The organism is Saccharothrix sp. ST-888 (genome assembly GCF_000955975.1).
Taxonomy (GTDB): Bacteria; Actinomycetota; Actinomycetes; order Streptomycetales; family Streptomycetaceae; genus Kitasatospora.
The window spans coordinates 38,184-61,111 of record NZ_JYJF01000003.1; the positions used below are offsets into that span (position 1 = coordinate 38,184).

Here is a 22,928-nt window from a genome sequence, read left to right on the forward strand (position 1 = left end):
GTTGTTCTACCGACTGATGAAGATGATCGTCGCACCGCTGCTGCGGATCTTCTTCCGGCCGTGGATGGAGGGCGCGGAGAACATTCCCGAGGAGGGGGCCGCGATCATCGCGAGCAACCACCTCTCCTTCTCGGACTCCTTCTTCCTGCCCGCGCTGATGAAGCGCCGGGTCACCTTCATCGCGAAGGCGGAGTACTTCACCACGCCCGGCCTCAAGGGCAAGCTCACCGCCGCCTTCTTCAAGGGCGTCGGCCAGCTGCCGGTGGACCGCTCCGGCGTCCGCGGCGCGGGCGAGGCGGCGATCCGCAGTGCCATCGCGGTGATCGAGCGCGGCGAGCTGTTCGGCGTCTACCCCGAGGGCACCCGCTCGCCCGACGGCAAGCTGTACCGGGGCAAGGTCGGCGGCCTGGCCCGGGTCGCGCTGGCCACCGGTGCGCCGGTCATCCCGGTCGCGATGATCGACACCGAGAAGGTGCAGCCCCCCGGCCAGGTCGTTCCCAACTTCGGCATCCGCCCCGGCATCCGGATCGGCCGCCCGCTCGACTTCTCCCGCTACCAGGGCATGGAGAACGACCGCTTCATTCTCCGTTCCGTCACCGACGAGGTGATGTACGAGATCATGCGGCTCTCCGGCCAGGAGTACGTGGACATTTACGCGACCGCCGCCAAGCGGCAGATCGCCGAGGACAAGAAGCGCGCCGACGCCGAGCGCAAGGCCGAGCAGAAGGCCCTGAAAGCCCAGCAGGACGCCGAGAAGGCCGCGGCCGAGAAGGCCGAGAAGGACCGGGCCGACCTGGAGAAGGGCACCGAGTAGCGGGGGAGGACAGGGCAGGGGGGACGATGGCGGACCATCACAGACCCGGGGCGGACCGTGCGTCCGGTCCCGGCGGAACGATCACCGCAGGCGGCATGTCGGTCGAGATGCCGATCTGGCGGGCCATCTCCTTCTTCCGCATCCTGGCCCTCGGCTACGCGGTCCTCCGCTACTTCCACTCCTACCTGGCCTACCTCCACCCGGTCTCCGGCTGGATCTACCTCGGCGCCCTCACCCTCTGGACCATCGCCAGCACCCGCGCCTTCGCCAACCCGCACCGCTGCTCCCGGTACGTCCTGGCGGCCGACCTCGCATTCACCGTCACCGGCATCGTGATGAGCGGCATCATCGACACCCCCGCCCGGATCCACGCCGGTGCGCTGACCCTGCCGACCATCTGGGCGGCCGGCACGGTCCTCGGTTTCGCGGGCAAGGGCGGCTGGAAGGCGGCCGCCTTCGCGGGCGGTGTGATCGGCCTGGCGAACTTCGCCGGCCACGGCGGACTCACCGGCGACAACGTGCACAACATCGTGCTGCTGCTGGTGGCCGGCTGCGCCATCGGGTACGTGATGGAGCTGGCCCGCGCCAGCGAGGCGGCCCTGGTCCGGGCCCTCCAGGTGGAGGCGGCCACCCGCGAGCGCGAGCGGCTCTCCCGGGACATCCACGACGGGGTGCTCCAGGTGCTCGCGCTGGTGCAGCGCAAGGAGGGCGACCTCGGTGAGCTCGGCAGGCTGGCCGGCGAGCAGGAACGGGCGCTGCGCACCCTGATGACCGGCGGCCCGCTGCCCCGTCAGTCCTCCGGCGCCGAGCAGGACCTGCGCGCGCTGCTCACCCCGTACGCCGACGACCGGGTCACCGTCTCCGCCCCGGCGACGCCGGTCCTGCTGCCAGGGCCGGTCGCGGACGAGCTGGCCGCCGCCGTCGGTGCGGCCGTCGACAACGTGCACCGTCACGCGGGCGAGCAGGCCCGGGCCTGGATCCTGGTCGAGGACGAGCCGGAGGCCGTCACGGTGAGCATCCGGGACGACGGGCCCGGCTACCCGGCCGGACGGCTCGGCGAGGCGGAGAAGGCCGGGCGGCTCGGGGTGGCCCAGTCGATCCGGGGGCGGCTGGTTGACCTCGGAGGCACCGCCCAGCTGTACTCGGTGCCCGGGGAGGGCGTCGAGGTGGAACTGCGAGTGCCCAGGGAGGGCGAGTGACCGTCGATCGGATCCGCGTCATGGTGGTCGACGACCACCCGATGTGGCGGGACGCGGTCTCCCGGGACCTCGCCGAGGCCGGCCTGGCCGTGGTGGCCACCGCAGGGGACGGTGAGGAGGCGGTCCGCCGGGCCCGCGCTTCCACCCCGCAGGTCCTGGTCCTCGACCTCAACCTGCCGGGCCTGTCCGGGGTCGAGGTCTGCCGCCAGGTGGTGGCGTACGACCCGTCGGTGCGCATCCTGATGCTCTCCGCGAGCGGTGAGCACGCGGACGTCCTGGAGGCCGTGAAGTCCGGCGCCACCGGCTACCTGGTCAAGTCGGCCGGACGCGAGGAACTGCTGGACGCGGTCCGGCGCACCGCGCTGGGCGACCCGGTCTTCACCCCCGGTCTGGCCGGGCTGGTGCTGGGCGAGTTCCGCCGCCTGGCCGGCGAGCCCGCCGCTGCCGCCGCCTCGCCCGGCGTGCCCAGGCTGACCGCCCGGGAGACCGAGGTGCTCCGCCTGGTCGCCAAGGGCCTCTCCTACCGTCAGATCGCCGACCGGCTGGTGCTCTCGCACCGTACGGTGCAGAACCACGTCCAGAACACGCTCGGGAAGCTCCAGCTGCACAACCGGGTCGAGCTGGTCCGGTACGCGATCGAGCAGGGCCTGGACGACGAGATCTGAGCCGGGCTCACCCGGTGGGTCTCAGAGGTTCTTGAGGGCCTCGCGGGCCGAGAGCGGCGCGAGCGAGGACTGCCCGACGTAGCGGCGGACGGCGGCGGGGTCGGTCTTGCCGTACTCGCGCAGGGCCCAGCCGATGGCCTTGCGGATGAAGAAGTCCGAGTCGCCGGAGCGCAGGGTGCAGTAGCCGAAGAGGCGGTCGGCATCGGTGCGGGCGCGGTGGCGCAGCTGGTGGAGCAGGGCGCTGCGGGCGATCCAGAGGCTGTCCGAGCGGATCCAGGCGTCCATCTCGGTGCGCAGCGCCGGGTGGGCGGCGACCAGCGGGCCGACGACGTGGACGGCCAGCGGGTCCACGGTGTCCCACCAGGAGCGGGTGCTGATGAGCTGTCGGACGGTGGGCAGGAAGTCCGCCGAGCACCGGTCGGCGTACCGGGCCAGGTAGTCGGTGGCGACGTACTGGAACTCCCGCTCCGGCAGGTCCCAGCAGGCGAGCGCCAGCGCGGCGCAGTCGGCCTCGGCCGGGCGCGGGGTGCCGTCGAGGGCCGCGCGGGAGAGGGTCCGCCGGACCGGGGCGGGCAGGCCGAGGAAGCGGAACTGGTCCCGCATGTAGGCGGACATCCGCACCGCCTGGACGGGGTCGGCGGCGGTGCGGAAGGCCGGGACGAGCCGGTCGACGAGGGAGTCGGCGAGCGCGCCGGCCGGGGCTGCTGAGGTGGCCATGAGGTCATGCTCCCGCCTGTCACGGACCGCCGACCACCCGGGCCGGGGGGCAACGCTTCCCGGGGCGCGGGAACGTGCGACCGGCCCGCCGGGGAGCCGCGGTTCCCCGCGCCCCCGAAGGCTTCGCCCGGGCTCCGGGGTCAGTTGCGGACGGGGCTCGCGTTGCGGAGCAGGTCGGCGACGATGTCGACGCCTTCGCGGGTCAGCACCGACTCCGGGTGGAACTGGAGGGTCGCGAAGCCGGCGCCGCGCAGCGCGTGGACGTCTCCGGTGACGGTGTCGCGGGCGACCTCGATGCCCTCGGCGCCCAGCCGTTCGGCGTCGGCGTCGGTGCAGCGGGCGGTGAAGGCGTTGTAGAAGCCGACGGTCCGCCGGGTGCCGAAGAGGTCGATGCTCTCCTGTGCGCCCTGGTACGGGACGGCCTTGCGGGCCAGTGGCAGCCCGAGCTCCGCGGCGAGCAGCTGGTGGCTGAGGCAGACGGCGAGCAGCGGGGCCGTCCTGGTCCCGGCCCGGACGGCGGCCAGGGCGTCGGCGGCGATCGGGCGGAGCAGCGCCATCTTGGGGTCGGCGGGGTCGGCCGGGTCGCCGGGGCCGGGGCCGAGCACCAGCGCCCCGGTGTGGGCGGCGACCAGTTCGCGCAGGCCGGGGGTGTCGAAGCGCCGGACGCTCACCCGGTGGCCGAGCGAGGTGAGCAGGTGGGCGAGCATCGAGGTGAAGGTGTCCTCGCCGTCCACCACCAGGGTCTCCTGCGGCTCGGTGGCCCGGGCCGGCTGCTGCATCCGTAGCCAGAACGGGGCGAGGTTGCGGCGCCGGGCGTCGAGGGCGTTCTGCACCCGGTGGTCGTCGGCCAGCCGGGGGCCCGCGGAGCCGGAGTTGCGGCGGGCGGGTGCCGGGCGGGCGCCGATCGCGGCGAGCACCCCGGCCGCCTTGGCGTGGGTCTCGGCGACCTCGGACTCGGGCACGGAGTGGCGTACCAGGGTGGCCCCGACCCCGACCCGCAGCCGTCCGGTGGCCGGGTCGATGTCGGCGGTGCGGATGCAGATCGGCGAGTCCAGCTGCTGGGCGCCGCCCGCCGAGCGGCCGATCAGCGCCAGCGCGCCCGAGTAGTAGCCGCGGCCGGTGCTCTCGTAGCGGCGGATCACCCGGGTGGCGTTCTGCACCGGGCTGCCGGTGACGGTGGCCGCGAACATGGTCTCCTTCAGCACCTCCCGGACGTCCAGCGAGGTGCGTCCGCGCAGTTCGTACTCGGTGTGCGCGAGGTGGGACATCTCCTTCAGCCGGGGGCCGAGCACCTGGCCGCCGAGGTCGCCGACGGTGCACATCATCTTGAGTTCCTCGTCGACCACCATGGTGAGCTCCTCCAGCTCCTTGGGGTCGTGCAGGAAGGCGAGCAGCGAGTCGATGTCCGCTCCGGCGGCCGGATAGCGGTAGGTGCCCGAGATCGGGTTCATCACCACCGTGCCGCCGCTCTGCCGGACGTGGACCTCGGGGGAGGCGCCCACGAGCACGCGCTCGCCGGTGTGCACCAGGTAGGTCCAGTACGCGCCGCGCTCCTGCTCCAGCAGCCGGCGGAAGAGCGAGAGCGCGAGGGCCGGGGTGAAGTCGTCCAGCCGGGCCCGGAAGTCGCGGCGGATGACGAAGTTGGCGCCCTCGCCGCGTCCGATCTCGTCCTTGATCACCCGGCGGACGATCCCGGCGTACTCGGCGTCGTCGATGTCGAAGCCGGCGTCGGAGAGCGAGACGGGCAGCTGGGGCAGGGCCGGACACAGTTCGGCGAGCGGGAAGGCGTACTGCTCCCGGACCCGGATGGCCTGGAGCGGGGCGTCGTCCTCGTGCGCCTCGAAGCCGCGCTCGCGGATCTGCCGGTACGGGACGAGGGCCAGCAGGTCGTGGCGCGGACCGCCCTTCGGCACACCGGCGGGGACGGGCAGCTCGGCCAGGGTGTCGTACGTGCCGGTCTCGCCGAGCAGGACCTCGACGGTGTCGGGGGCGAGCCTGGGCGCGCGGCGGTACAGCACGGCGAAGGCCGGAGCGCCGGGGGCGGTGAGGCGGGCGAGCAGGTCGGTGAGGTGCACGGTACGGCTTCCTTCGTTGGCAGGGCGGTGGTTGGTCCGCTCTTCCCGGAGGGCCTGCGTGCGATACGCCGACGGCCGCCCCGAGGGGCGGCCGTCGTGTCGTCTAGGGACGCGCGAGCTGTGGGCCACCCGGAGGGTCGGCCCACCACCAGCAGAGGGTGTGCGGCGCGTTCATGGTTACGAGCCTAGCGGATCACGTCCGACCGTGAGCCCGGTCACGGGAATGTCCAGATGTCGTCTCACCCATCGGGCGCCGGTCACAATTCGCTTGTCACACCCCGTAGCCTTGACCTGTGACCGTGACAACTGAGACAAACGGGGCTGGCCGGAGCTGGCAGTCCCTTCCCGCGGCGCAGCAGCCTGAATGGCCGGACCAAGAGGCTCTGCGCAAGGTACTTGCGGAGCTCGCCTCGTATCCGCCGCTCGTCTTCGCCGGCGAGTGTGACCAGCTGCGCGCCCGGCTCGGTGCCGTTGCGCGCGGTGAGGCCTTCCTGCTGCAGGGCGGTGACTGCGCCGAGGCCTTCGACGGCGTGTCGGCCGAGCAGATCCGCAACAAGCTGAAGACCCTGCTGCAGATGGCGGCGGTGCTGACCTATGCCGCCTCCGTCCCCGTGGTCAAGGTCGGCCGGATCGCCGGTCAGTACTCCAAGCCGCGTTCCAAGTCCACCGAGACCCGGGACGGCGTGACCCTCCCGGTGTACCGGGGCGACTCGGTGAACGGCTTCGAGTTCACGCCCGAGTCCCGGATCCCGGACCCGGAGCGCCTGAAGCGGATGTACAACGCCTCCGCCGCGACGCTCAACCTGGTCCGCGCCTTCACCACCGGCGGTTACGCCGACCTGCGCCAGGTGCACGCCTGGAACCAGGACTTCGTCCGCAACTCGCCCGCCGGGCAGCGCTACGAGTCGCTGGCCAAGGAGATCGACAACGCGCTGGCCTTCATGAAGGCGTGCGGCGTGGCTCCGGAGGAGTTCAAGACGGTCGAGTTCTTCTCCTCGCACGAGGCGCTGGTGCTCGACTACGAGACCGCGCTGACCCGCGTGGACTCGCGGACCGGCGACCTGTACGACGTGTCCGGCCACATGGTCTGGATCGGTGAGCGCACCCGGCAGCTGGACCACGCGCACATCGAGTTCGCATCGAAGATCCGCAACCCGATCGGTGTGAAGCTCGGCCCGACCACCACGGTCGACGAGGCGCTCACCCTGATCGACCGGCTCGACCCGGACCGCGAGCCCGGCCGGCTCACCTTCATCACCCGGATGGGCGCGGGCAAGATCCGCGAGCACCTGCCCACCCTGGTGGAGAAGGTCACCGCGACCGGTGCCCAGGTGGTCTGGATCTGCGACCCGATGCACGGCAACACCTACGAGGCCGCGACCGGCCACAAGACCCGCCGCTTCGACGACGTGCTCGACGAGGTCAAGGGCTTCTTCGAGGTGCACCGCGCGCTCGGCACCCACCCGGGTGGCATCCACGTCGAGTTGACCGGTGACGACGTCACCGAGTGCGTCGGCGGTGGCGACGAGGTGCTGGTCGACGACCTGCACCAGCGCTACGAGACGGCGTGTGACCCGCGGCTCAACCGCAGCCAGTCGCTGGACCTGGCGTTCCTGGTCGCGGAGATGTACCGCGGCCACTGACGGCGGCCGACTGTGACGAACGCCCCTCCGCTTTCCGGCAGACCGGAAGCGGAGGGGCTTTTTCGTGCCCCGACCATTGGGTAAGGTAAGGCTTAGCGAGGTAAGGCAAGCCTTCGCCAGGGCCTGTGAGCACAACCCCCGGGAGAGACCGCGATGTACGTGTGCATGTGCCATGCGGTCACCGAGGACCAGGTCAGGAAGCAGATCGACGGCGGCGCCAACTCGCCGCGCCAGATCGCCAAGGGCTGCAAGGCCGGTACCGACTGCGGTTCCTGCGTGCGCCGGATCCAGGCGCTGCTCGGCGAGCACGGCGCGCGTCCGTGTCCGACCGCCCGCCTGGCTGCCAAGCTCGGGTTGGCCGAGCCGAACACCGAGCTGGTCGAGCCGCTGCGGGCCGCCTGAGGCTCGGACGGCTGTCCGAGGGGCGGTAGTCCGAGGGCCGGCGGTCGCGGCCGGCGGTTCAGGACTCCGGCTGCTCGATCACCTGGGCGATGTAGAGGGCCTCGCCGAGCTTCTCCACCAGCTCCAGCTGGGTGTCGAGGTAGTCGATGTGCTGCTCCTCGTCCGCCAGGATGTCCTCGAAGATGTTGGCCGAGGTGACGTCGTTCTTGGCCCGCATCACCACGATGCCGCGCTTCAGCCGGTCGATGGCCTCGACCTCGATCTGGCGGTCGGCCTCGAACATCTCCTTGACCGTCTGGCCGATCCGGACGTGGAACAGCCGCTGGTAGTTGGGCAGGCCGTCGAGGAAGAGGATCCGGTCGGTGAGCACCTCGGCGTGCTTCATCTCGTCGAAGGACTCGTGCCGGGTGTACTTCGCGAGCTTCGTCCAGCCGAAGTTCTCCTGCATCTTGGCATGCAGGAAGTACTGGTTGATGGCGGTCAGCTCGGCGGTGAGCTGCTCGTTCAGGAACTCGATGACCTCGGAGTCGCCTTTCATGGCGGTGCCTTCCTGTTCGTGCGTCGCGCGCGAAAACCATGGCTGTGACCGCATCGTGACACCCCCTTGGGCGAAAATTCCAGTTAGTTCACACTTACCGGAAGATGCTTAGGGATATCCGATTTGTCCCCTATGGGGATCGCGGGGGCGCTGATCAGGGGCGCGCGCGGCGCGCAGTCCGCCGTCTGTCACCATGGAGCCATGGGTCAGTACGAACAAGAACCGATTCAGCCGTCTGACCCGAGACTCCCTCCCGGCCAGCGGCTGCAGCGTGGCTGGCCGGTGCTGCACTACGGTCCCGTTCCCCGGTTCAAGCCGCTGACCTGGGACTTTCAGGTCTTCGGGGCCACTGCCTCGGCCGAGAAGCACAGCTGGGACTTCGAGGGCTTCCACGCCCTTCCCCGGACCACCGTGCACGGCGACTTCCACTGTGTGACCCGGTTCTCGATGCTCGGCAGCGAGTGGAGCGGCGTGGCGGCTGCGACCGTCCTCGACCTGGTGCCGCCGACCCCGGACGTCACGCACGTGATGGTCTGGGCGGAGTACGGCTACAGCTCCAACCTGCGGCTCGCCGACTTCGCCGACCCGCGCACCGTGTTCGCCACCCACCGCAACGGCGAGCCGCTCACCGTCGAGCACGGCTTCCCGGTCCGCCTGGTCGTCCCGCACCTGTACGCCTGGAAGGGGCCCAAGTGGGTGCGTGCGGTCGAGTACATGCGCGCCGACCGCCGGGGCTTCTGGGAGGAGCGCGGCTACCACAACCTGGCCGATCCGTGGGCGGAGCAGCGCTACTCGTACCAGGAGGAGCCCGGCGACGGGCCACTGCGGTAGCCGCAGGCGACCGGACTCGCACCGCCCCCGGAGGGTCAGAACGCGGGGAGCTTCAGGGTGACCGCGGTGCCCTGCTTGGCGGGCTGGCCGGCGGGCGGGGTCTGGCTGACCACCTTGCCGGTGCCGAAGAAGTCGAGCCCGCTGGTCTGGGCCTGGAAACCGGCGTCGGTCAGGGCCTTGGCGGCCGCGTCCTTGGTCAGGCCGACCACGTTCGGCACCGGGGTCATGCCCTTGCTGACCACCATCGCCACCGGTGTGTTCACCGCGACCTGCTGGCCCGCACCCGGGGTGGCGCTGATCACCGAGCCCTGCGGGACGGAGTCGCTGTACGTCTCGGTGGTCGTCCCCGGCGCCAGGCCGGCGTCGGTCAGGGCCTTGCGGGCCTGCTCCAGCGGCTTCCCGGCCAGTGCGGGAACGGTGATCCGCTGCGGGCCCTTGGAGAGCGTCACCTTCACCGGGTCGCTCTTGCGCACCCGCTGCCCGACGCCCGGGTCCGAGGCCATCACCTGGCCGGCCGGGACGCTCTCGCTGAACTGCTGGCCGAACGTGCCCTGCAGCCCCGCCTTGTCCAGCGTCTGCACCGCCTGCGCCTGGGTCTGCCCGAGCACGCTCGGCACCGTCGCGTACACCGCGCCGGACAGGACGTAGCTCGCCCCGCCGACCAGGGCCAGCAGCACGGCCACCACCGCCGCCCAGATCAGCGGTCGGCGCGAGCGCCGCGGCCGGTCGGCGCGGGCTGGGAGGGGCTCGTCGTACGGGCGCGGGCGGGTGAGGTTGAGCGTGGGGAACTCCAGCACGCTGGTGTGCTCCACCTGCCGGGCGACCGGGGCGGTCACCTCGCCGGTGGAGTGCTGCGGGGTGGTCCTGGACGAGGTGGGCGGCTCGGCGTCCAACTGCTGCGGGGTCAGCGAGCGGCGGGCCCGCTGGAGGGTGGCCAGCAGTTCGACGGCGTCGTACGGGCGGCCCTGGGGGTCGCGGGCGGTGGCGGCCGCCACGATGGCGTCCAGCCCGGGGCCGATGGCGGGCGCCACCAGCGAGGGCGGCGGGACGTCCTCGTGCAGGTGCCGGTAGATCACCTGCATCGGGTTGTCCCCGGTGTGCGGCTTGGTGCCGGTCAGCATCTCGTAGAGCAGGATGCCGGCCGCGTAGACGTCCACCCGCTGGTCGGTGGGCATGCCGGGCTGGACCTGCTCGGGCGCGAGGTAGGAGACCGTGCCCAGCACGGTGGTGGCCGAGGTGGTGTTGGTGACCGCGCCGTCCCCGCCGGAGAGCACCCGGACCAGGCCGAAGTCGGCCACCTTGACCAGGCCGCCCTCGGTGATCAGGACGTTCTCCGGCTTCACGTCCCGGTGCACCAGACCGGCCCGGTGTGCGGCGCCGAGCGCGGCCAGCACCGGTTCCAGGATGTCCAGGGCGGCCCGGGCGCTCAGCGCGCCGCGCTCGCGCAGCAGGTCGCGCAGGGTGCACCCGGGGACGTACTCCATGGCCAGGAAGACCGTGCGGCCGTCCGCGCCCTGGTCGAAGACGTTGACCACGTTGGCGTGGGTGAGCCGGGCGACGGCCTTGGCCTCGCGGATGAACCGGGCCGTGAAGTCGGGGTCGTCCACCAGTGACGGGTGCATCACCTTGAGCGCGACCACCCGGTCGAGCCGGGTGTCGGTGCCCCGGTAGACCGTGGACATGCCACCCGCGGCGATGCGCTGATCGACCCGGTACCGGCCGTCGAGCAGGGTACCGATCAGGGGGTCGTCGAGCGTCATGTCCACCAGAGGAGTGTAGGGGGTCGGGGTGAGAGCCCTCCGGAGCGAGCCTGCGGGGCAGCGGTTCCCCGGGGGTGCGGGGTACGGCACGGGGCGGAAGGCGCCGGGCCGCACCGATCCGCTGGACCGCACGCTACGCCGTCGCGGCGGGGGAGCGGGGTGCAACCGGCTCTCCGGGTCCGGTGATCGCCGGAACCTTCCGCTGCGCGCGGTCTCCCGCGCCGCTGAATTCCACGCCCTAGAAGGCCGGCCGCTCGCGGTGGTCGAGGTCGGCGCGGCCGGCCATGGCGGAGGAGGCCTCGGCGTGGAAGCGGCGCGGGATGCGGCCTGCCCGGTGGGCGAGGCGGCCCGCCTCGGCCGCGTGCCGCATCGCCTCGGCCATCAGCACCGGTTCCTGGGCGCGGGTGACCGCGGAGGCCAACATGACCGCGGCGCAGCCGAGTTCCATCGCCAGCGCCACGTCGGAGGCGGTGCCGGCGCCCGCGTCCAGGATCACCGGGACGTTCGCGCTCTCGACGATCAGCTGGAAGTTGTGCGGGTTGCGGATGCCCAGGCCCGAGCCGATCGGCGAGCCCAGCGGCATGATCGCCGCGCAGCCGACGTCCTCCAGCTTCCGGGCCAGCACCGGGTCGTCGTTGGTGTACGGGAGCACGGTGAAGCCGTCGTCGACCAAGGTCTCGGCGGCGTCGAGGAGTTCGATCGGGTCGGGCAGCAGGGTGCGCTCGTCCGCGATGACTTCGAGCTTGACCCAGTCGGTGCCGAGCGCCTCGCGGGCCAGCCGCGCGGTCAGCACGGCCTCTCCGGCGGTGAAGCAGCCGGCGGTGTTGGGGAGGATGCGGATGCCGTTGCGGGTCAGGACGTCCAGCACCGAGCCCTGGGTGCCCGGGTTGACCCTGCGCATCGCGACGGTGGTCAGTTCGGTGCCCGAGACGCGCAGCGCCTGCTCCAGGATCTCCAGGCTCGGCGCACCGCCGGTGCCCATGATCAGGCGGGAGTTGAAGGTGGTACCGGCGATGGTCAGCAGATCGTCAGCCATGGTGCGGCTCAGCCTCCCTGGACGGCGGTGAGGATCTCGATGCGGTCGCCCGCGTCCAGGACGGTGTCGGCCCACGCGCTGCGCGGGACGACGGCCTCGTTCAGTGCGGCGGCCACTCCCCTCGGGGCCCTGCTCAGCGTGGCCACCACCTCGGCGAGCGTGGTCGCGGGGGGAATCCGGCGCGGCTCGCCGTTGACGGTGAGTGAGATCTCGTTCATGCGGGGACCTTTGTGCCGAAGCGGCTGGGGGAGAAGGGGACGGCGAGTTCGGGGGTGACCCCGGTGGCCAGGTACTCGGCGAGCAGGTCGCCCGTCACCGGGGTGAGCAGCACGCCGTTGCGGTAGTGGCCGGTGGCCGCGACCAGTCCGGGGAGGGCGGTCGGGCCGAGCAGCGGGGCGTTGTCCGGTGAGCCGGGCCGTAGCCCCGCGTTGGTCTCCACCAGCGGCAGTTCGGTCAGTCCCGGGACCAACTCGTGCGCGTCCCGCAGCAGTTCGTACACCCCGCCGGCCGTGACCGTGGTGTCGTAGCCCTGCTCCTCGGTGGTGGCGCCGATCACCAGCTCGCCGTCGGCGCGCGGGACCAGGTAGATGTGCTGACCGCGCACCACCGCACGGACGTTGCGGGAGAGGAACGGCGTGCCGCCCTGGACCGCGAGGAGCGCATCGGGCATGTGCAGCCGCAGCACCTGCCCCTTGACCGGCCGGATCGGGGGCAGGACGCCCTCGGGCAGGCCGGGCAGCAGATGGCTGCGCGAACCGGCGGCCAGCACGATGCGCTCGGCGTGCAGGGTCTCGCCGGTGGACAGGCGGACACCGGTCGCCCGCCCGTCCTCGACCAGCAGCTCGGTGGCCTCGGCACGGTGCAGCTGGGCCCCGGCGAGTTCGCAGGCGCGCACCAGGGCCCCGGACAGCCGGCGGCCGTCCACCTGGTGGTCGTCCGTGACGTGCAGGCCGCCGCGTACGCCGGGGGCGAGCATGGGCTCCAGCTTCCGGCACTCGCGGCCGGTCAGCCAGTGCGAGTCGAGGCCGAGCCGCTGGTGGAAGGCGTGGAGTTCACGCAGTTCGGCGCGGTCGTCGGAGTCCAGGGCGACCGCCAGGGTGCCGGTCTGCCGGTACCCGGTGTCCAGGCCGGTGAGGGCGGAGAGTTCGGCGGCGAAGGCCGCGTACCGCTCGTTGGACGCCATGCCGAGCCGCAGCAGCGGCTCCTCGCCGTACTGGAGCTCGGTGACGGGCGCCAGCATCCCCGCCGCGACCTGGGCCGCGCCACCGCCGTGCGCCGGGTCGACCACGGTGACGGCCAGACCGCGCTGGGCGGACCGCCAGGCCACTCCCAGTCCGATGATGCCGCCGCCGATCACCAGCACGTCGGTTCCGGAACGTGCCACAGTCTCGTCTCTCCCTTCGCCGGCATGACCCGGATCAGGTTCGGACGGTCGCGGGCCGCCTCAGCCCGCCTCTCAGCCCGGTGCGCCGGGCTCCCGTGATGCTCCACCCACCATAACGCCGGGGGCCGACCGGACCGAAGGCGCGTACGCATTGTGGACAATCACCCGGATGCCGGTATCCGGCTCGGTAGGGTGATCGCGTGGCTGAGCTGAACATCACGGATCCGATGGTCGTCGTGGGCGCCGGGATGGCGGGGGCGCAGGCGGCGCTCGCGCTGCGGCAGGGTGGCTGGCGCGGGCCGATAGCCCTGGTCGGCGAGGAACCGCACCCGCCGTACGACCGACCCCCGCTCTCCAAGGACGTCCTGCTGGGCAAGCGCGACTCCACCGAGCTCGACATCGACTGGCAGCACCTGGGCATCGAGCTGCTGCCGGGCCGCCGCGCCACCGCCGTGGCCCCCGGTGTCCTGCACACCGAGGCCGGTGAACTCCCGTACGGCGGCCTGGTGATCGCCACCGGCGCCGCTCCGATCGCACTGCCGGGATCCGACCGCGCCCGGGTGCTGCGCACCGTGGACGACGCGCTCGCGTTGCGGGCCGAACTGGTGCCCGGAGTCAGGCTGGTCCTGGTCGGGGCCGGCTGGATCGGCGCCGAGACCGCGACGGTGGCACGACAGTTGGGCTGCGAGGTGACCGTGGTCGAGGCCGGACCGGCTCCGGTGGCCGGCGCCCTGCCCGCCGAACTCGGCGCGCTGATGGCCGGCTGGTACGCCGCCGCCGGGGTCGAACTGCGCTGCGGCACCGGCGTCGCGGCCGTCGAACCGGACGCGGTGCTGCTCACCGACGGCACCCGGCTGCCCGCCGACGAGGTCGTGGTCGGCATCGGCGCCCGTCCGGCCACCGGGTGGCTCGCGGGCAGTGCCGTCCAGCTGGACGCGACCGGCGCGATCCTGGTCGACGGGCAGCTGCGCACCAGCGCCGAGCACGTCTGGGCGGCCGGCGACTGCGTCTCGTACCCCTCCGCCAGGTCCGGCACCCGGCTGGCCGTCCAGCACTGGGACCACGCGCTCCAGTCCGGCCGCGCGGTGGCCGGATCGGTGCTCGGCGCGGCGCTCGGCCAGGAGGCCGCGGAGTCGTACGACCCGGTGCCGTACTTCTGGTCGGAGCAGTTCGGGCGGATGGTCCAGTACGCCGGGCGGCACGCCGGGGCGGACCGGCTGCTCTGGCGCGGCTCGGCGCAGGACCCGTCCTGGGCGGTGCTCTGGCTGCGCGAGGACCGGCTGGTCGGGGTGCTCGGGGTGGACCGGCCGCGCGACGTCAACCAGGCGCGGCGGCTGATCGCCGGTGGCGCCGTGCTGGACCCGGTGAAGGCGGCCGATCTGTCCGTCCAGCTGAAGGCGGCGCTGGCGTAGGACCGCCCGCAGCTGCGGACCTTCCTGGACGGGGAGCGACTCGACGTACCCGGGCGGCCGCGCGCCGTCCACGTCCCGGGCCACACCGCCGGCAGCGCGGCCTTCCTGCTGCCGGCCCCGGCCGTGGTCTTCACCGGCGACGCCCTGATCACCGACGACACCGTCGTCGGGCGGACCGGTCCGCGCCTCTCCAGCCGGGCCTTCACCCAGGACAGCGCCGCCGCCGGCGCCTCGCTCGACGAGCTGGCCGGACTCCCGGCCGACACCGTCCTGCCCGGGCACGGCGACCCCTGGGACGGCGGGATCGCGGACGGCGTCGCGCTCGCCCGTGCCGCCGGCATCGCCTGAGCGGAAGGCCGGCCCGGCGGCGGGCGGCGGGGCGGTCCCGGTGGCGATAGGTGCGCCGGAGCGCCGCGAGGTGAGAGTCTGGTCCCGTGAGTGAGATCAACCCCAAGATTGAAGCCCTGGTCCCCGAGTGGACTTACCTGCCCGACATCTCCGAGCTGTGGGGTGTGCAGGTGACCGAAGTCCGCAACATGGTGAAGACCGGCCAACTGATCGCCATCCGGCGTGGCGAGAACCGGTCGCTCCAGGTCCCGGCCGCGTTCATCGAGGCCGACGGCCTGGTGAAGCACCTCAGCGGCACGCTGACCGTGCTGCGGGACTGCAAGTTCAGCGACGAAGAGATCATCGAATGGCTGTTCACCGAGGACCCGTCGCTGCCCGGCAGCCCGATCCAGGCGCTGCGTGAGAACCGGGGCACCGAGGTCAAGCGCCGCGCCCAGGCGATGGCGCTCTGATGGCGGACGCCCGTAGCCGGCTGGCGGACGCCAGGCTCTACCTGTGCACCGATGCCCGGCGCGAGCAGGGTGACCTGCCCGAGTTCCTGGACGCGGTGCTGGCGAACGGCGTGGACATCGTCCAGCTCCGCGACAAGGGCCTGGAGGTCCGGCAGGAGCTGGAGTACCTGGAGGTGTTCGCCGACGCCGCCCAGCGGCACGGCAGGCTCTTCTCGGTCAACGACCGCGCCGACGTCGCGCACGCCGCCCGCCCGCAGGTGCTGCACCTCGGGCAGGACGACCTGCCGGTACCGGCGGCGCGGGCGATCCTCGGTGACGAGGTGATCATCGGACGGTCCTGCCACGCCGAGTCCGAGGTGGACGCGGCCGTCGCCGAGCCGGGGGTGGACTACTTCTGCACCGGACCGGTCTGGCCGACCCCGACCAAGCCGGGCCGCCACGCACCCGGCCTCGGCCTGGTCTCGTACGCGGCCAAAGCCGTCACCGACCGTCCCTGGTTCGCGATCGGCGGCATCGACCTCACCAACCTGGACGAGGTCCTCGCGGCAGGCGCCCGCCGGGTGGTGGTGGTCCGCGCGATCACAGCGGCCGAAGACCCGGGAGCAGCGGCCGCAGAGCTGGCCCGCCGCGTCCGTGCCGCCTAGACACGCGAGCTAGCTGAAACAGCGAGCGGCTGCTGCCCGTCCAGGGGCAAGGGCCAGCTGACCAGGGGCGCGGGGAACTGCGCGACTGCGGAAGGCAGCTGACCCGCACCGGACCCTCAGGAGCGAGCTGCACCTCACACCGGGGGCAGCTCGCTCGCTGCCCGTCAGTACTTGCGGGCGGTGGCGGCGTCGGCCAGGGCGAGCAGGGCCGAGCGCGCCGGGCCGTCCGCCAGCGGGGCGGCGTCGAGTGCGTCGAGGGACTGCCGCATCAGCTCACCGATCCGGTGCTCGACCAACTCGGCCGCCCCGCTGCGCTCGACCAGCCCGCGCAGTGCGGGTATCTCCTCGGCGGTCAGGTCGGGTGCGCCGAGCCGCTGGTCCAGCCGACGGGCGTCCGCCGGGCTGAGCCCGCGCATCGCGTGGGCGATCAGCAGCGTCCGCTTGCCCTCGCGCAGGTCGTCCCCGGCGGGCTTGCCGGTGACGGCCGGGTCGCCGAAGACCCCGAGCAGGTCGTCGCGGAGCTGGAACGCCTCGCCGAGCGGCAGCCCGAACTCCGAGTAGGCCGTGAGCAGTTCGGGCCCGGCGCCGGCCAGCAGGGCGCCGACCTGGAGCGGGCGCTCGATGGTGTACTTGGCCGATTTGTAGTGCAGGACGGTCCGGGTGCGCTCCAGCGCGCCCTCGTCGGTGGAGTCCCCGGCGACCGGCTCCAGGACGTCCAGGTACTGGCCGACCATCACCTCGGTCCGCATCAGGTCGAAGGCGGGCTTGGCCGCGAGCACCCGCTCGGCGGGCAGGCCGGAGCGCAGGAAGAGTTCGTCGCACCAGATCAGCAGCAGGTCGCCGAGCAGGACCGCCGTCGAGGCGCCGTACTGTTCGCGGTTGCCGCGCCAGCCGCTGCTCCGGTGCAGCGCCTCGAACCGGCGGTGGACCGAGGGCAGGCCGCGCCGGGTGTCGCTGCGGTCCATCAGGTCGTCGTGCACCAGGGCGCTGGCCTGGAGCAGCTCCAGTGCGGCGGCGGCACGGGCGATCGACGGGTCCTCGGCGGCGCCGCCCGCGCCGCGCCAGCCCCAGTAGCAGAAGGCCGGACGCAGCCGCTTGCCGCCGTCCAGCAGGAACTCGCGCAGTGCCTCGGTGACGGGCGGCAGCTGCGGAGAGATCCCGGCGAGCAGGGTGGCCTGCCCGTCCATGAACTCCGCGAGGGCCGCGTTGACGCGCTCGCGGACGGCCTCCACGGCGATGGGGTCGACCGACTGGCTGCTGGACGAGGGCACGAGGAACTCCGGATCACTGGGGTGACAATCAGCCTAACGGGATGACCTTTCAAGCCGGATATCAAGGGCTTCCCCGGGCTGTCCGTCCGGTGTCTCATTTGGTGGACATGGATTGTCAGGCCCTTCACCGCGCCCGCTAACCTGCCAGCATGGCACTAGGCATCTCCTCCACCAGGACTGACCGCGCCCAGACGGTCCACGACCTGCTGGCGGCAGGGGACCGTTCGTTCTCCTTCGAGTTCATGCCCCCGCGCAGCGAGGACGCCGAGCGCCGCCTGTGGGACGCGATCCGCCGTCTCGAACCGCTCAGCCCCAACTTCGTCTGCATGACGTACGGCGCCGGCGGCTCCTCCCGCGGTCGCACCGTGGACATGGTCGGCCGGATCGCCACCGAGACCACCCTGACCCCCGTCGCCCACCTCACCGCCGTCGACCACTCGCTCGCCGAGCTGCGCAACATCATCGGCCAGTACGCGGACGAGGGCGTCCGGAACGTCCTCGCCGTCCGCGGCGACCCGCCCGGCGACCCGCAGGGCGAGTGGGTCCGCCACCCGCAGGGCGTCACCTACGCGTACGAGCTGGTCGAACTGATCAAGAGCATCGGCGAGTTCTGCGTCGGCGTGGCCGCGTTCCCGCAGATGCACCCGCGCTCGGAGAACTGGGACGACGACATCCGGCACTTCGTCAACAAGATCCGTGCGGGCGCCGACTACGCGATCACCCAGATGTTCTTCGAGGTCGAGGACTACCTGCGGCTGCGCGACCGGGTCGCGGCGGCCGGCTGCGAGGTGCCGATCATCCCGGAGATCATGCCGGTCACCAACATCCGGCAGCTGGAACGCTTCCCCCAGCTGTCCGGCTCGGCCTTCCCGGCCGACCTGGTGCGCCGGTTCCAGGCCGTCGCCGACGACAAGGAGGCGGTGCGGGCCATCGGCATCGAGCACGCCACCGCGATGTCGGAGCAGCTGCTCGCCGAGGGCGCCCCCGGCCTGCACTTCATCACCCTCAACCACTCCACCTCGACCCTGGACATCTACCAGAACCTCGGCCTCCACCAGCGCTGAACCGCCGCCTTCGACGGGCTCCCGGCGATGTGGGTCCGGGGCCGTCGAGGCGGTACAGTCGCCCGCACACGCGCGGTTCGCGACTGGAGGTGGCCGATGGGCATCGGAATCCTGGTGCTGTACGTCGCGCTGGCGGTGGTGGCGCTCTGGCTGCTCGCCGAGCTGCTGCTCCAGAACCGCGCCCCGCTGCACTGGCGGGCCCTCGCCCTGGTCGGTTTCCTGACGGTCGTCGGCGGGATGCAGCTCCGCTCGGTGGTGGTGATCGGTGCCGGGGCGGCGGCGTTCGCACTCGGCCAGGTCTTCGTCACCCTCGCGGTCAAGGCCGGCCGGGCCTCCGCCTGGTCGCTGCGCCGCCGGGACGGTGGCCTGCCGGGCCCGCTCGCCCGGATCCCGCTGCTCAGCGCGGCGACCGGCGGCTCCGCCGCGGCCGTGGCCGCCGTCGTGGCGCAGCCGGTCGGCGAGGTCGGCCCGATCGAGGAGGCCGGTCCGGCCATACCCGAGCCCGCCCCGCAGGACCAGGGCCCGTTCGACCCGGCCCCCTTCGACCCCTATGCGCCGTATGCGCAGACCGCCTCGTACGCCCCGTACGGCGAGCTGCAGGAGATCGGCGACGACAGCGTGTACGCCGCGCCCTTCCAGCCGCAGCCGCAGCCCGAGCCGTACCCGCAGCCCGAGCCGTACCCGCAGAACGGCTTCCAGCCGCAGCCCGCAGCGGCCTCCCCCTACGGGGATCGGCACTGGCCGCAGCAGCCCGCCTTCGGCTACGACCAGTCGTACCCGGTGTCCCAGCCCTACCCGGACCCGTACGCGCAGCCGCAGCCCGATCCGCAGCACGGCCAGTCCCCGTACGGGGATCCCCAGTTCGCCGGCGCCCAGTACGGTGCCGCCCAGTTCACCGAGGCGCAGTATGCCGCCGCCCAGTACGCCCAGCCCTGGGAGTACCAGCAGCCGCAGGCCGCGGCCGAGCAGCCCGTCCACGGTCACAACCCGTGGGGCTACCAGCAGCAGGGCTGAGGTCCGGACCGGCGGGTCAGGACTCGTAGCCCTCGACCTGGGCGGCCGGGCGGACGTGGGCGTCGTCGGGGTTCTCGCCGTACTGGGTGCGGGCGCGGCGCTGGCGGAGCAGGTCCCAGCACTGGTCGAGCCTGACCTCCAGGGCGGCGAGTTCCTGCTGGGCGGTGGTGGCGTCGGCCTGGCCGGAGGCGATGCGGGTGCGCAGGTCCTTCTCGGCGGCGACCATGTCGCCGATGGTGGCCAGGATGTCGGAGTCGGTCATGGCGTCCTCCCGAGCGGGGCACGGTTGGGTCCACTCCTCATCCTCGATTCGCGATCGCCGGGCCGCATCCGGCGGGCGCGGCGGGCACCGGGAACACCCGGACCGCGGCGGTGGTTGAAGCGGCGGTCCGCACCGGTCGAGCCGGTCCGCCGAGGAAGGAGCCGTTCCCATGAGCTACGAGGAGTACCAGCGCGCAGGGCTGTTCTTCGATTCGAAGGACTACATCGGGGCGGCCGAGATCCTCGCGCCGATCGTCGAGCAGGACCCGGCCAACCGCTCCGCCGTCGAGCTGCTGGGCCGCTCGTACTTCCACAGTGCCCAGCTCGGCCGCGCCGAGCAGGTCTTCCGGCGCCTGGTGGAGCTCGACCCGGGCAACGACTGGGCGTACGAGGTGCTGGGCCGGACGCTGGAGCGCCGGGGTGACGCCGCCGGGGCGGCCCGGTTCCGGAAGCTGGCCCGCGCGATGGGCGGCGAGAGTGCCGAGCCGGTGGTCCTCTCGCTGACCGCCGCCGACCTGGTGGACGGCTCCCGGGAGCGGTAATCAGGCCAAGTCCCGTTCTTCGGGGGACTCTGTGGCCGGCCGCTCAGCTGGGCCGTAGGCTGGTCGAGTTGACGTGTCGTCAGCCTTCGCGGGGGTGCCTGTGTCCCACACCGTCACGGTCGAGATCGCGGCGTCGCCCGCGCGGGTCCGGCAGGTGCTGGCGGCGGTCGAACGGTGGCCCTCCTGGACCGCCTCCGTCGCCGAGGTCCGCCTCCTGGAGGAGGGCCGGTTCGGTGTGGGCAGCACGGTGCGGATCCGGCAGCCCAGGCTCCGCCCCGCCGTCTGGCGGGTGACGGTGTACGAGCCCGACCGCTGCCTCACCTGGCAGAGCGTCGCCCCGGGCGTGCTGACCGTCGCCCGACACCGGATCGAGCCGCGGCCGGACGGCGGCGCCGACGACACGCTGACGCTCGGCCAGTCCGGCCCGGCGGCCCCGGTGCTCGGCGTGGTGTACGGGCCGCTGACCCGCCGCTATCTGGCCGTCGAGGCGGCGGGCCTCAAGCGCGCCGCCGAACAGGCGCCGTCCGGCACCTGACGCCGTCCGGCACACGCCGGTCAGGCCGGGCCGATCCCGGCGGCCGCGATCGAGGCGGACATCCCGGCGCGGGCCAGGCCCCCGCCGGGGTGGACGGTGGCGCCGATCAGCTGCAGACCAGGGGTGCCGGAGTCGTTCGGCGGGTTGAGGAACCGCCCGTCGGCGCCCGCCAGCGACGGATGGGCCAGTGCGGCGGTCGGCGGCAGGATCTCGCGCCACAGCACGCGCCCGCGCAGGTCGATCCCGGCGGCGGCGAGGTGGTCCAGCAGATGGTCGGCGTACGCCTCGAAGTCCGGTGCGAGTTCGGCGAGTTCGCCGGGATCAGGCACGGTCACGGTCAGCGTGACGGCCTCGTGCCCGTCGTCCGGGCGCAGCGTGGGGTCGTCGGGCCGGTGCACCTGCACCGTGGGGTACCGGGGCAGGTCGGGGTGTTCGAAGACCTGGTCCAGTTCGCGCTCCGTGTCCCGGGCGTGCACCACCGTGCGGTACGCCGTCCCGGTCGGGCGTGCGCCCCGCAGGGCCAGCAGCACGGTGAGCCGGCCGGTGGACGCGGCCCGGCCGGACGACGGGTCGAGGCCCGGCACGATTCCGTGCCGGGCCAGGGTGCGGGTGTCGACCGCCGAGAGCACCAGGTCCGCCTCGAAGCGGCGGTCCCCGGCGGCGACCCCGCAGGCCCGCCCGTCCGCCAGCAGCACCTGCGTGACCGGGGTGCCGAAGTGGAACTCCACCCCCCGCTGCTCGCACCGCCGGTACACCGCCGCGGCCAGCGCCCGGTTGCCGCCGGTCACGTACCAGACCCCGAAGGACTGCTCCATGTACGGCAGCACACTGGCCCCGGCCGGGGCATCGTCGGGGGGGAGCCCGAAGCGCAGCGCGTACTCGTACAGCAGCGCGGTCAGCCCGGGGTGGCCGCCGAGTTCGCGTTCGGCGAGGTCGGCGAGCGTGCTGGTGCGACGGGTCAGGCGGGCCAGTCCGCGGCGCGGCGCTGCGGGGTACGGGTCGGTGTGCAGCGGACGGGGGTCGGCCGGCAGCGGCTCCTCCAGCAGCGGGCGCCGGGTGGCCTCCCAGACCGCGCGGGCCCGGTTCATCACCTCGCCCCAGCGCTCGCCCGAACCCGGGCCGAAGGCCGCGTCCAGCGCCTGGGCGACCCCGCCGCGCGAGGCGTTGGGCAGCACCAGGTCCGTACCGTCCGGGAACAGGTGCCGGCTCTCCGGCTCCAGCGGCGCCAGCTCGACCAGCTGCTCCAGCGGCTCGCGGCCGGACTTCAGTGCCAGGTCGCGGTAGACGGCGGGCAGGGTGAGCAGTCCGGGCCCGGTGTCGAAGGCGAAGCCGTCCCGCTCGTAGCGGCCGAGCATGCCCCCGTACGTCCCGCTCGCCTCACAGACCGTCACCCGGTGTCCGAGGGTGGCCAGCCGAGCCGCGGCGGCCAGTCCGCTGATTCCTGCCCCGATGATGACGATCCGTGCCATGGGACCTGATCCTAGGGCCCGTCCTGCTGCGCGGGCACGAGGCGTCGGGGCAGGTGGGCGGGTGCGGGGGTGCCGGGCCTCAGGAGCGGTACTGTCCCGTGCCGACCGGCTGGGGCTGCTGGGCGGCGGCCCGCTGCGCCTTGCGCTCGCGGCGGCGCTGGCGGAAGCGGCGGATCCGGGAGATCGCGAACCAGACCAGCACCGCGCCGATCACCAGCAGGGTCGCGGCGATGGAGGCGGCGAACCACGGGTGGAAGATCGCCAGGGTGACCAGACCGGCCACCGAGAGGTCCTCGGCCAGGCTGATGACGATGTTGCTGGCGGGCTCCGGCGAGGTGTTGACCGCCATCCGCAGGGAGGCCTTGATGCCGTGGCTGAGCAGCGCGGTCGTACCGCCCATCGCCCCGGCCGCGACCTCGCCCAGCGAACCCGGGTGCGCACTGGCCAGCAGCGCGCCGACGGTCGCACCGGCGATCGGGCGGATCACCGTGTGGATCGCGTCCCAGACCGTGTCCACGTAGGGGATCTTGTCGGCGACCGCCTCGCAGAGGAAGAGCACGGTCGCGGCGATCAGCACATCGGTACGCTCCAGCACCGGCGGCACCGAGTCCGCTCCGCCGAACCGCCCGAGCAGGCCGAGCAGCATCACCACGGCGTAGGCGTTGATCCCGCTCGCCCAGCCGCTGGTGAAAATCAACGGGACAATGCCCACTTTCGCGCTCCCCCTCGGAAACCAGGTCGGACGGTCGGGCCACACCGTACCCGGACGGACCGCCCGAGTCCTTGGGACGCTGCCGCGCGCCGACCGGTTCCAGCGGGCCGAGCGGGCGGCGGGATCTGAGTACGGATACT

General features: G+C 72.8%; 25 protein-coding genes and 1 riboswitch. Of the genes, 14 read left to right on the forward strand and 11 right to left on the reverse strand.

Annotated features, from left to right (window positions below; genetic code table 11):
• Position 1 precedes the first annotated feature (1 nt).
• From UK12_RS02590 to UK12_RS02600, 3 genes are all read left to right on the forward strand, one after another.
• Positions 2-814, forward strand: a complete 813-nt coding sequence (locus UK12_RS02590) for a lysophospholipid acyltransferase family protein (protein WP_197084493.1) — start codon at positions 2-4, stop codon at positions 812-814.
• A gap of 95 nt (positions 815-909) precedes the next feature.
• Complete coding sequence (macS, locus tag UK12_RS02595; protein ID WP_045299005.1) at positions 910-2,013, forward strand: MacS family sensor histidine kinase; 1,104 nt, start codon at positions 910-912, stop codon at positions 2,011-2,013.
• 20 nt (positions 2,014-2,033) lie between these two features.
• Positions 2,034-2,678, forward strand: a complete 645-nt coding sequence (locus tag UK12_RS02600) for a response regulator (protein ID WP_045299239.1) — start codon at positions 2,034-2,036, stop codon at positions 2,676-2,678.
• A gap of 21 nt (positions 2,679-2,699) precedes the next feature.
• Here UK12_RS02600 and UK12_RS02605 read toward each other — a convergent pair whose 3' ends face one another.
• Positions 2,700-3,395, reverse strand: a complete 696-nt coding sequence (locus UK12_RS02605; protein ID WP_045299007.1) for a DNA alkylation repair protein — start codon at positions 3,393-3,395, stop codon at positions 2,700-2,702.
• 140 nt (positions 3,396-3,535) lie between these two features.
• Positions 3,536-5,470 carry an anthranilate synthase family protein gene (locus UK12_RS02610; RefSeq protein WP_045299009.1) on the reverse strand — a complete coding sequence of 645 codons (1,935 nt, stop codon included), beginning with the start codon at positions 5,468-5,470 and terminating at the stop codon, positions 3,536-3,538.
• 299 nt (positions 5,471-5,769) lie between these two features.
• Between UK12_RS02610 and UK12_RS02615 the strand changes: the two genes are divergently transcribed.
• A complete protein-coding gene (locus UK12_RS02615; protein WP_231591010.1) occupies positions 5,770-7,113 on the forward strand; it encodes a class II 3-deoxy-7-phosphoheptulonate synthase in 1,344 nt (447 codons plus the stop codon).
• Positions 7,114-7,266: 153 nt separating this feature from the next.
• On the forward strand, positions 7,267-7,515 hold the full coding sequence (locus UK12_RS02620; protein WP_045299012.1) for a (2Fe-2S)-binding protein: 249 nt from the start codon (positions 7,267-7,269) through the stop codon (positions 7,513-7,515).
• Positions 7,516-7,573: 58 nt separating this feature from the next.
• Here UK12_RS02620 and bfr read toward each other — a convergent pair whose 3' ends face one another.
• Positions 7,574-8,053: a bacterioferritin gene (gene bfr, locus UK12_RS02625; RefSeq protein WP_045299013.1), complete on the reverse strand. Its 480-nt coding sequence runs from the start codon at positions 8,051-8,053 to the stop codon at positions 7,574-7,576.
• Positions 8,054-8,335: 282 nt separating this feature from the next.
• Between bfr and UK12_RS02630 the strand changes: the two genes are divergently transcribed.
• Positions 8,336-8,884, forward strand: a complete 549-nt coding sequence (locus tag UK12_RS02630; RefSeq protein WP_231591011.1) for a molybdopterin-dependent oxidoreductase — start codon at positions 8,336-8,338, stop codon at positions 8,882-8,884.
• A 35-nt stretch (positions 8,885-8,919) separates the two neighbouring features.
• Here UK12_RS02630 and pknB read toward each other — a convergent pair whose 3' ends face one another.
• The 4 genes from pknB to thiO all read right to left on the reverse strand — a co-directional run bounded on the left by pknB (position 8,920) and on the right by thiO (position 13,064).
• Positions 8,920-10,644 (reverse strand): Stk1 family PASTA domain-containing Ser/Thr kinase, encoded by a 1,725-nt coding sequence (gene pknB / locus UK12_RS02635; RefSeq protein ID WP_231591016.1) that lies wholly within the window; start codon positions 10,642-10,644, stop codon positions 8,920-8,922.
• Between the two features lie 238 nt (positions 10,645-10,882).
• Positions 10,883-11,680, reverse strand: a complete 798-nt coding sequence (locus UK12_RS02640; RefSeq protein WP_045299017.1) for a thiazole synthase — start codon at positions 11,678-11,680, stop codon at positions 10,883-10,885.
• A gap of 8 nt (positions 11,681-11,688) precedes the next feature.
• Entirely contained in the window at positions 11,689-11,898 is a 210-nt protein-coding gene (gene thiS / locus UK12_RS02645) for a sulfur carrier protein ThiS (RefSeq protein WP_197084494.1), read from the reverse strand.
• Entirely contained in the window at positions 11,895-13,064 is a 1,170-nt protein-coding gene (gene thiO / locus UK12_RS02650; RefSeq protein ID WP_045299019.1) for a glycine oxidase ThiO, read from the reverse strand. The genes thiS and thiO overlap by 4 nt, the downstream gene beginning before the upstream one ends.
• Positions 13,059-13,171, reverse strand: a riboswitch (TPP riboswitch). Its footprint overlaps the gene before it by 6 nt.
• Positions 13,172-13,264: 93 nt before the next feature.
• Here thiO and UK12_RS02655 point away from each other — a divergent pair.
• The 4 genes from UK12_RS02655 to thiE all read left to right on the forward strand — a co-directional run bounded on the left by UK12_RS02655 (position 13,265) and on the right by thiE (position 15,920).
• A complete protein-coding gene (locus UK12_RS02655; protein WP_197084495.1) occupies positions 13,265-14,476 on the forward strand; it encodes an NAD(P)/FAD-dependent oxidoreductase in 1,212 nt (403 codons plus the stop codon).
• A 24-nt stretch (positions 14,477-14,500) separates the two neighbouring features.
• Positions 14,501-14,824 (forward strand): MBL fold metallo-hydrolase, encoded by a 324-nt coding sequence (locus tag UK12_RS02660; RefSeq protein ID WP_269431985.1) that lies wholly within the window; start codon positions 14,501-14,503, stop codon positions 14,822-14,824.
• An 86-nt stretch (positions 14,825-14,910) separates the two neighbouring features.
• Entirely contained in the window at positions 14,911-15,276 is a 366-nt protein-coding gene (locus UK12_RS02665) for an Rv2175c family DNA-binding protein (RefSeq protein WP_045299021.1), read from the forward strand.
• Positions 15,276-15,920, forward strand: coding sequence for a thiamine phosphate synthase (thiE, locus tag UK12_RS02670; RefSeq protein ID WP_045299023.1), 645 nt, complete (start codon positions 15,276-15,278; stop codon positions 15,918-15,920). Before UK12_RS02665 ends, thiE begins: the two co-directional genes overlap by 1 nt.
• Before the next feature lie 164 nt (positions 15,921-16,084).
• On the opposite strand, the gene UK12_RS02675 is transcribed toward thiE, so the two are convergent.
• Positions 16,085-17,191 (reverse strand): polyprenyl synthetase family protein, encoded by a 1,107-nt coding sequence (locus UK12_RS02675; protein ID WP_045299025.1) that lies wholly within the window; start codon positions 17,189-17,191, stop codon positions 16,085-16,087.
• Between the two features lie 149 nt (positions 17,192-17,340).
• Between UK12_RS02675 and metF the strand changes: the two genes are divergently transcribed.
• Both metF and UK12_RS36270 read left to right on the forward strand, forming a co-directional pair.
• Complete coding sequence (gene metF / locus UK12_RS02680; protein ID WP_045299027.1) at positions 17,341-18,255, forward strand: methylenetetrahydrofolate reductase [NAD(P)H]; 915 nt, start codon at positions 17,341-17,343, stop codon at positions 18,253-18,255.
• 96 nt (positions 18,256-18,351) lie between these two features.
• On the forward strand, positions 18,352-19,269 hold the full coding sequence (locus UK12_RS36270; RefSeq protein ID WP_052681423.1) for a hypothetical protein: 918 nt from the start codon (positions 18,352-18,354) through the stop codon (positions 19,267-19,269).
• A 16-nt stretch (positions 19,270-19,285) separates the two neighbouring features.
• On the opposite strand, the gene UK12_RS02690 is transcribed toward UK12_RS36270, so the two are convergent.
• Entirely contained in the window at positions 19,286-19,531 is a 246-nt protein-coding gene (locus UK12_RS02690; protein WP_045299029.1) for a DUF2630 family protein, read from the reverse strand.
• A 169-nt stretch (positions 19,532-19,700) separates the two neighbouring features.
• On the opposite strand from UK12_RS02690, the gene UK12_RS02695 reads away from it, so the two are divergent.
• Both UK12_RS02695 and UK12_RS02700 read left to right on the forward strand, forming a co-directional pair.
• Positions 19,701-20,072, forward strand: a complete 372-nt coding sequence (locus tag UK12_RS02695) for a tetratricopeptide repeat protein (protein ID WP_045299030.1) — start codon at positions 19,701-19,703, stop codon at positions 20,070-20,072.
• Positions 20,073-20,166: 94 nt separating this feature from the next.
• Positions 20,167-20,607 (forward strand): SRPBCC family protein, encoded by a 441-nt coding sequence (locus UK12_RS02700; RefSeq protein WP_197084496.1) that lies wholly within the window; start codon positions 20,167-20,169, stop codon positions 20,605-20,607.
• 20 nt (positions 20,608-20,627) lie between these two features.
• On the opposite strand, the gene UK12_RS02705 is transcribed toward UK12_RS02700, so the two are convergent.
• A complete protein-coding gene (locus UK12_RS02705; RefSeq protein ID WP_045299034.1) occupies positions 20,628-22,076 on the reverse strand; it encodes a phytoene desaturase family protein in 1,449 nt (482 codons plus the stop codon).
• Positions 22,077-22,155: 79 nt separating this feature from the next.
• Entirely contained in the window at positions 22,156-22,788 is a 633-nt protein-coding gene (locus tag UK12_RS02710) for a DUF4126 domain-containing protein (protein WP_045299036.1), read from the reverse strand.
• Between the last annotated feature and the right edge of the window lie 140 nt (positions 22,789-22,928).

Bases quoted from the DNA above. Each gene is read 5' to 3' on its own strand.
- UK12_RS02705 (WP_045299034.1), bottom strand. From the start codon at position 22,076: ATGGCACGGATCGTCATCATCGGGGCAGGAATCAGCGGACTGGCCGCC.
- thiS (WP_197084494.1), bottom strand. From the start codon at position 11,898: ATGAACGAGATCTCACTCACCGTCAACGGCGAGCCGCGCCGGATTCCC.
- bfr (WP_045299013.1), bottom strand. From the start codon at position 8,053: ATGAAAGGCGACTCCGAGGTCATCGAGTTCCTGAACGAGCAGCTCACC.
- metF (WP_045299027.1), top strand. From the start codon at position 17,341: ATGGCACTAGGCATCTCCTCCACCAGGACTGACCGCGCCCAGACGGTC.
- UK12_RS02605 (WP_045299007.1), bottom strand. From the start codon at position 3,395: ATGGCCACCTCAGCAGCCCCGGCCGGCGCGCTCGCCGACTCCCTCGTC.
- UK12_RS02695 (WP_045299030.1), top strand. From the start codon at position 19,701: ATGAGCTACGAGGAGTACCAGCGCGCAGGGCTGTTCTTCGATTCGAAG.
- macS (WP_045299005.1), top strand. From the start codon at position 910: ATGTCGGTCGAGATGCCGATCTGGCGGGCCATCTCCTTCTTCCGCATC.
- UK12_RS02600 (WP_045299239.1), top strand. From the start codon at position 2,034: ATGGTGGTCGACGACCACCCGATGTGGCGGGACGCGGTCTCCCGGGAC.
- thiE (WP_045299023.1), top strand. From the start codon at position 15,276: ATGGCGGACGCCCGTAGCCGGCTGGCGGACGCCAGGCTCTACCTGTGC.
- UK12_RS36270 (WP_052681423.1), top strand. From the start codon at position 18,352: ATGGGCATCGGAATCCTGGTGCTGTACGTCGCGCTGGCGGTGGTGGCG.
- UK12_RS02690 (WP_045299029.1), bottom strand. From the start codon at position 19,531: ATGACCGACTCCGACATCCTGGCCACCATCGGCGACATGGTCGCCGCC.
- UK12_RS02620 (WP_045299012.1), top strand. From the start codon at position 7,267: ATGTACGTGTGCATGTGCCATGCGGTCACCGAGGACCAGGTCAGGAAG.
- pknB (WP_231591016.1), bottom strand. From the start codon at position 10,644: ATGACGCTCGACGACCCCCTGATCGGTACCCTGCTCGACGGCCGGTAC.
- UK12_RS02640 (WP_045299017.1), bottom strand. From the start codon at position 11,680: ATGGCTGACGATCTGCTGACCATCGCCGGTACCACCTTCAACTCCCGC.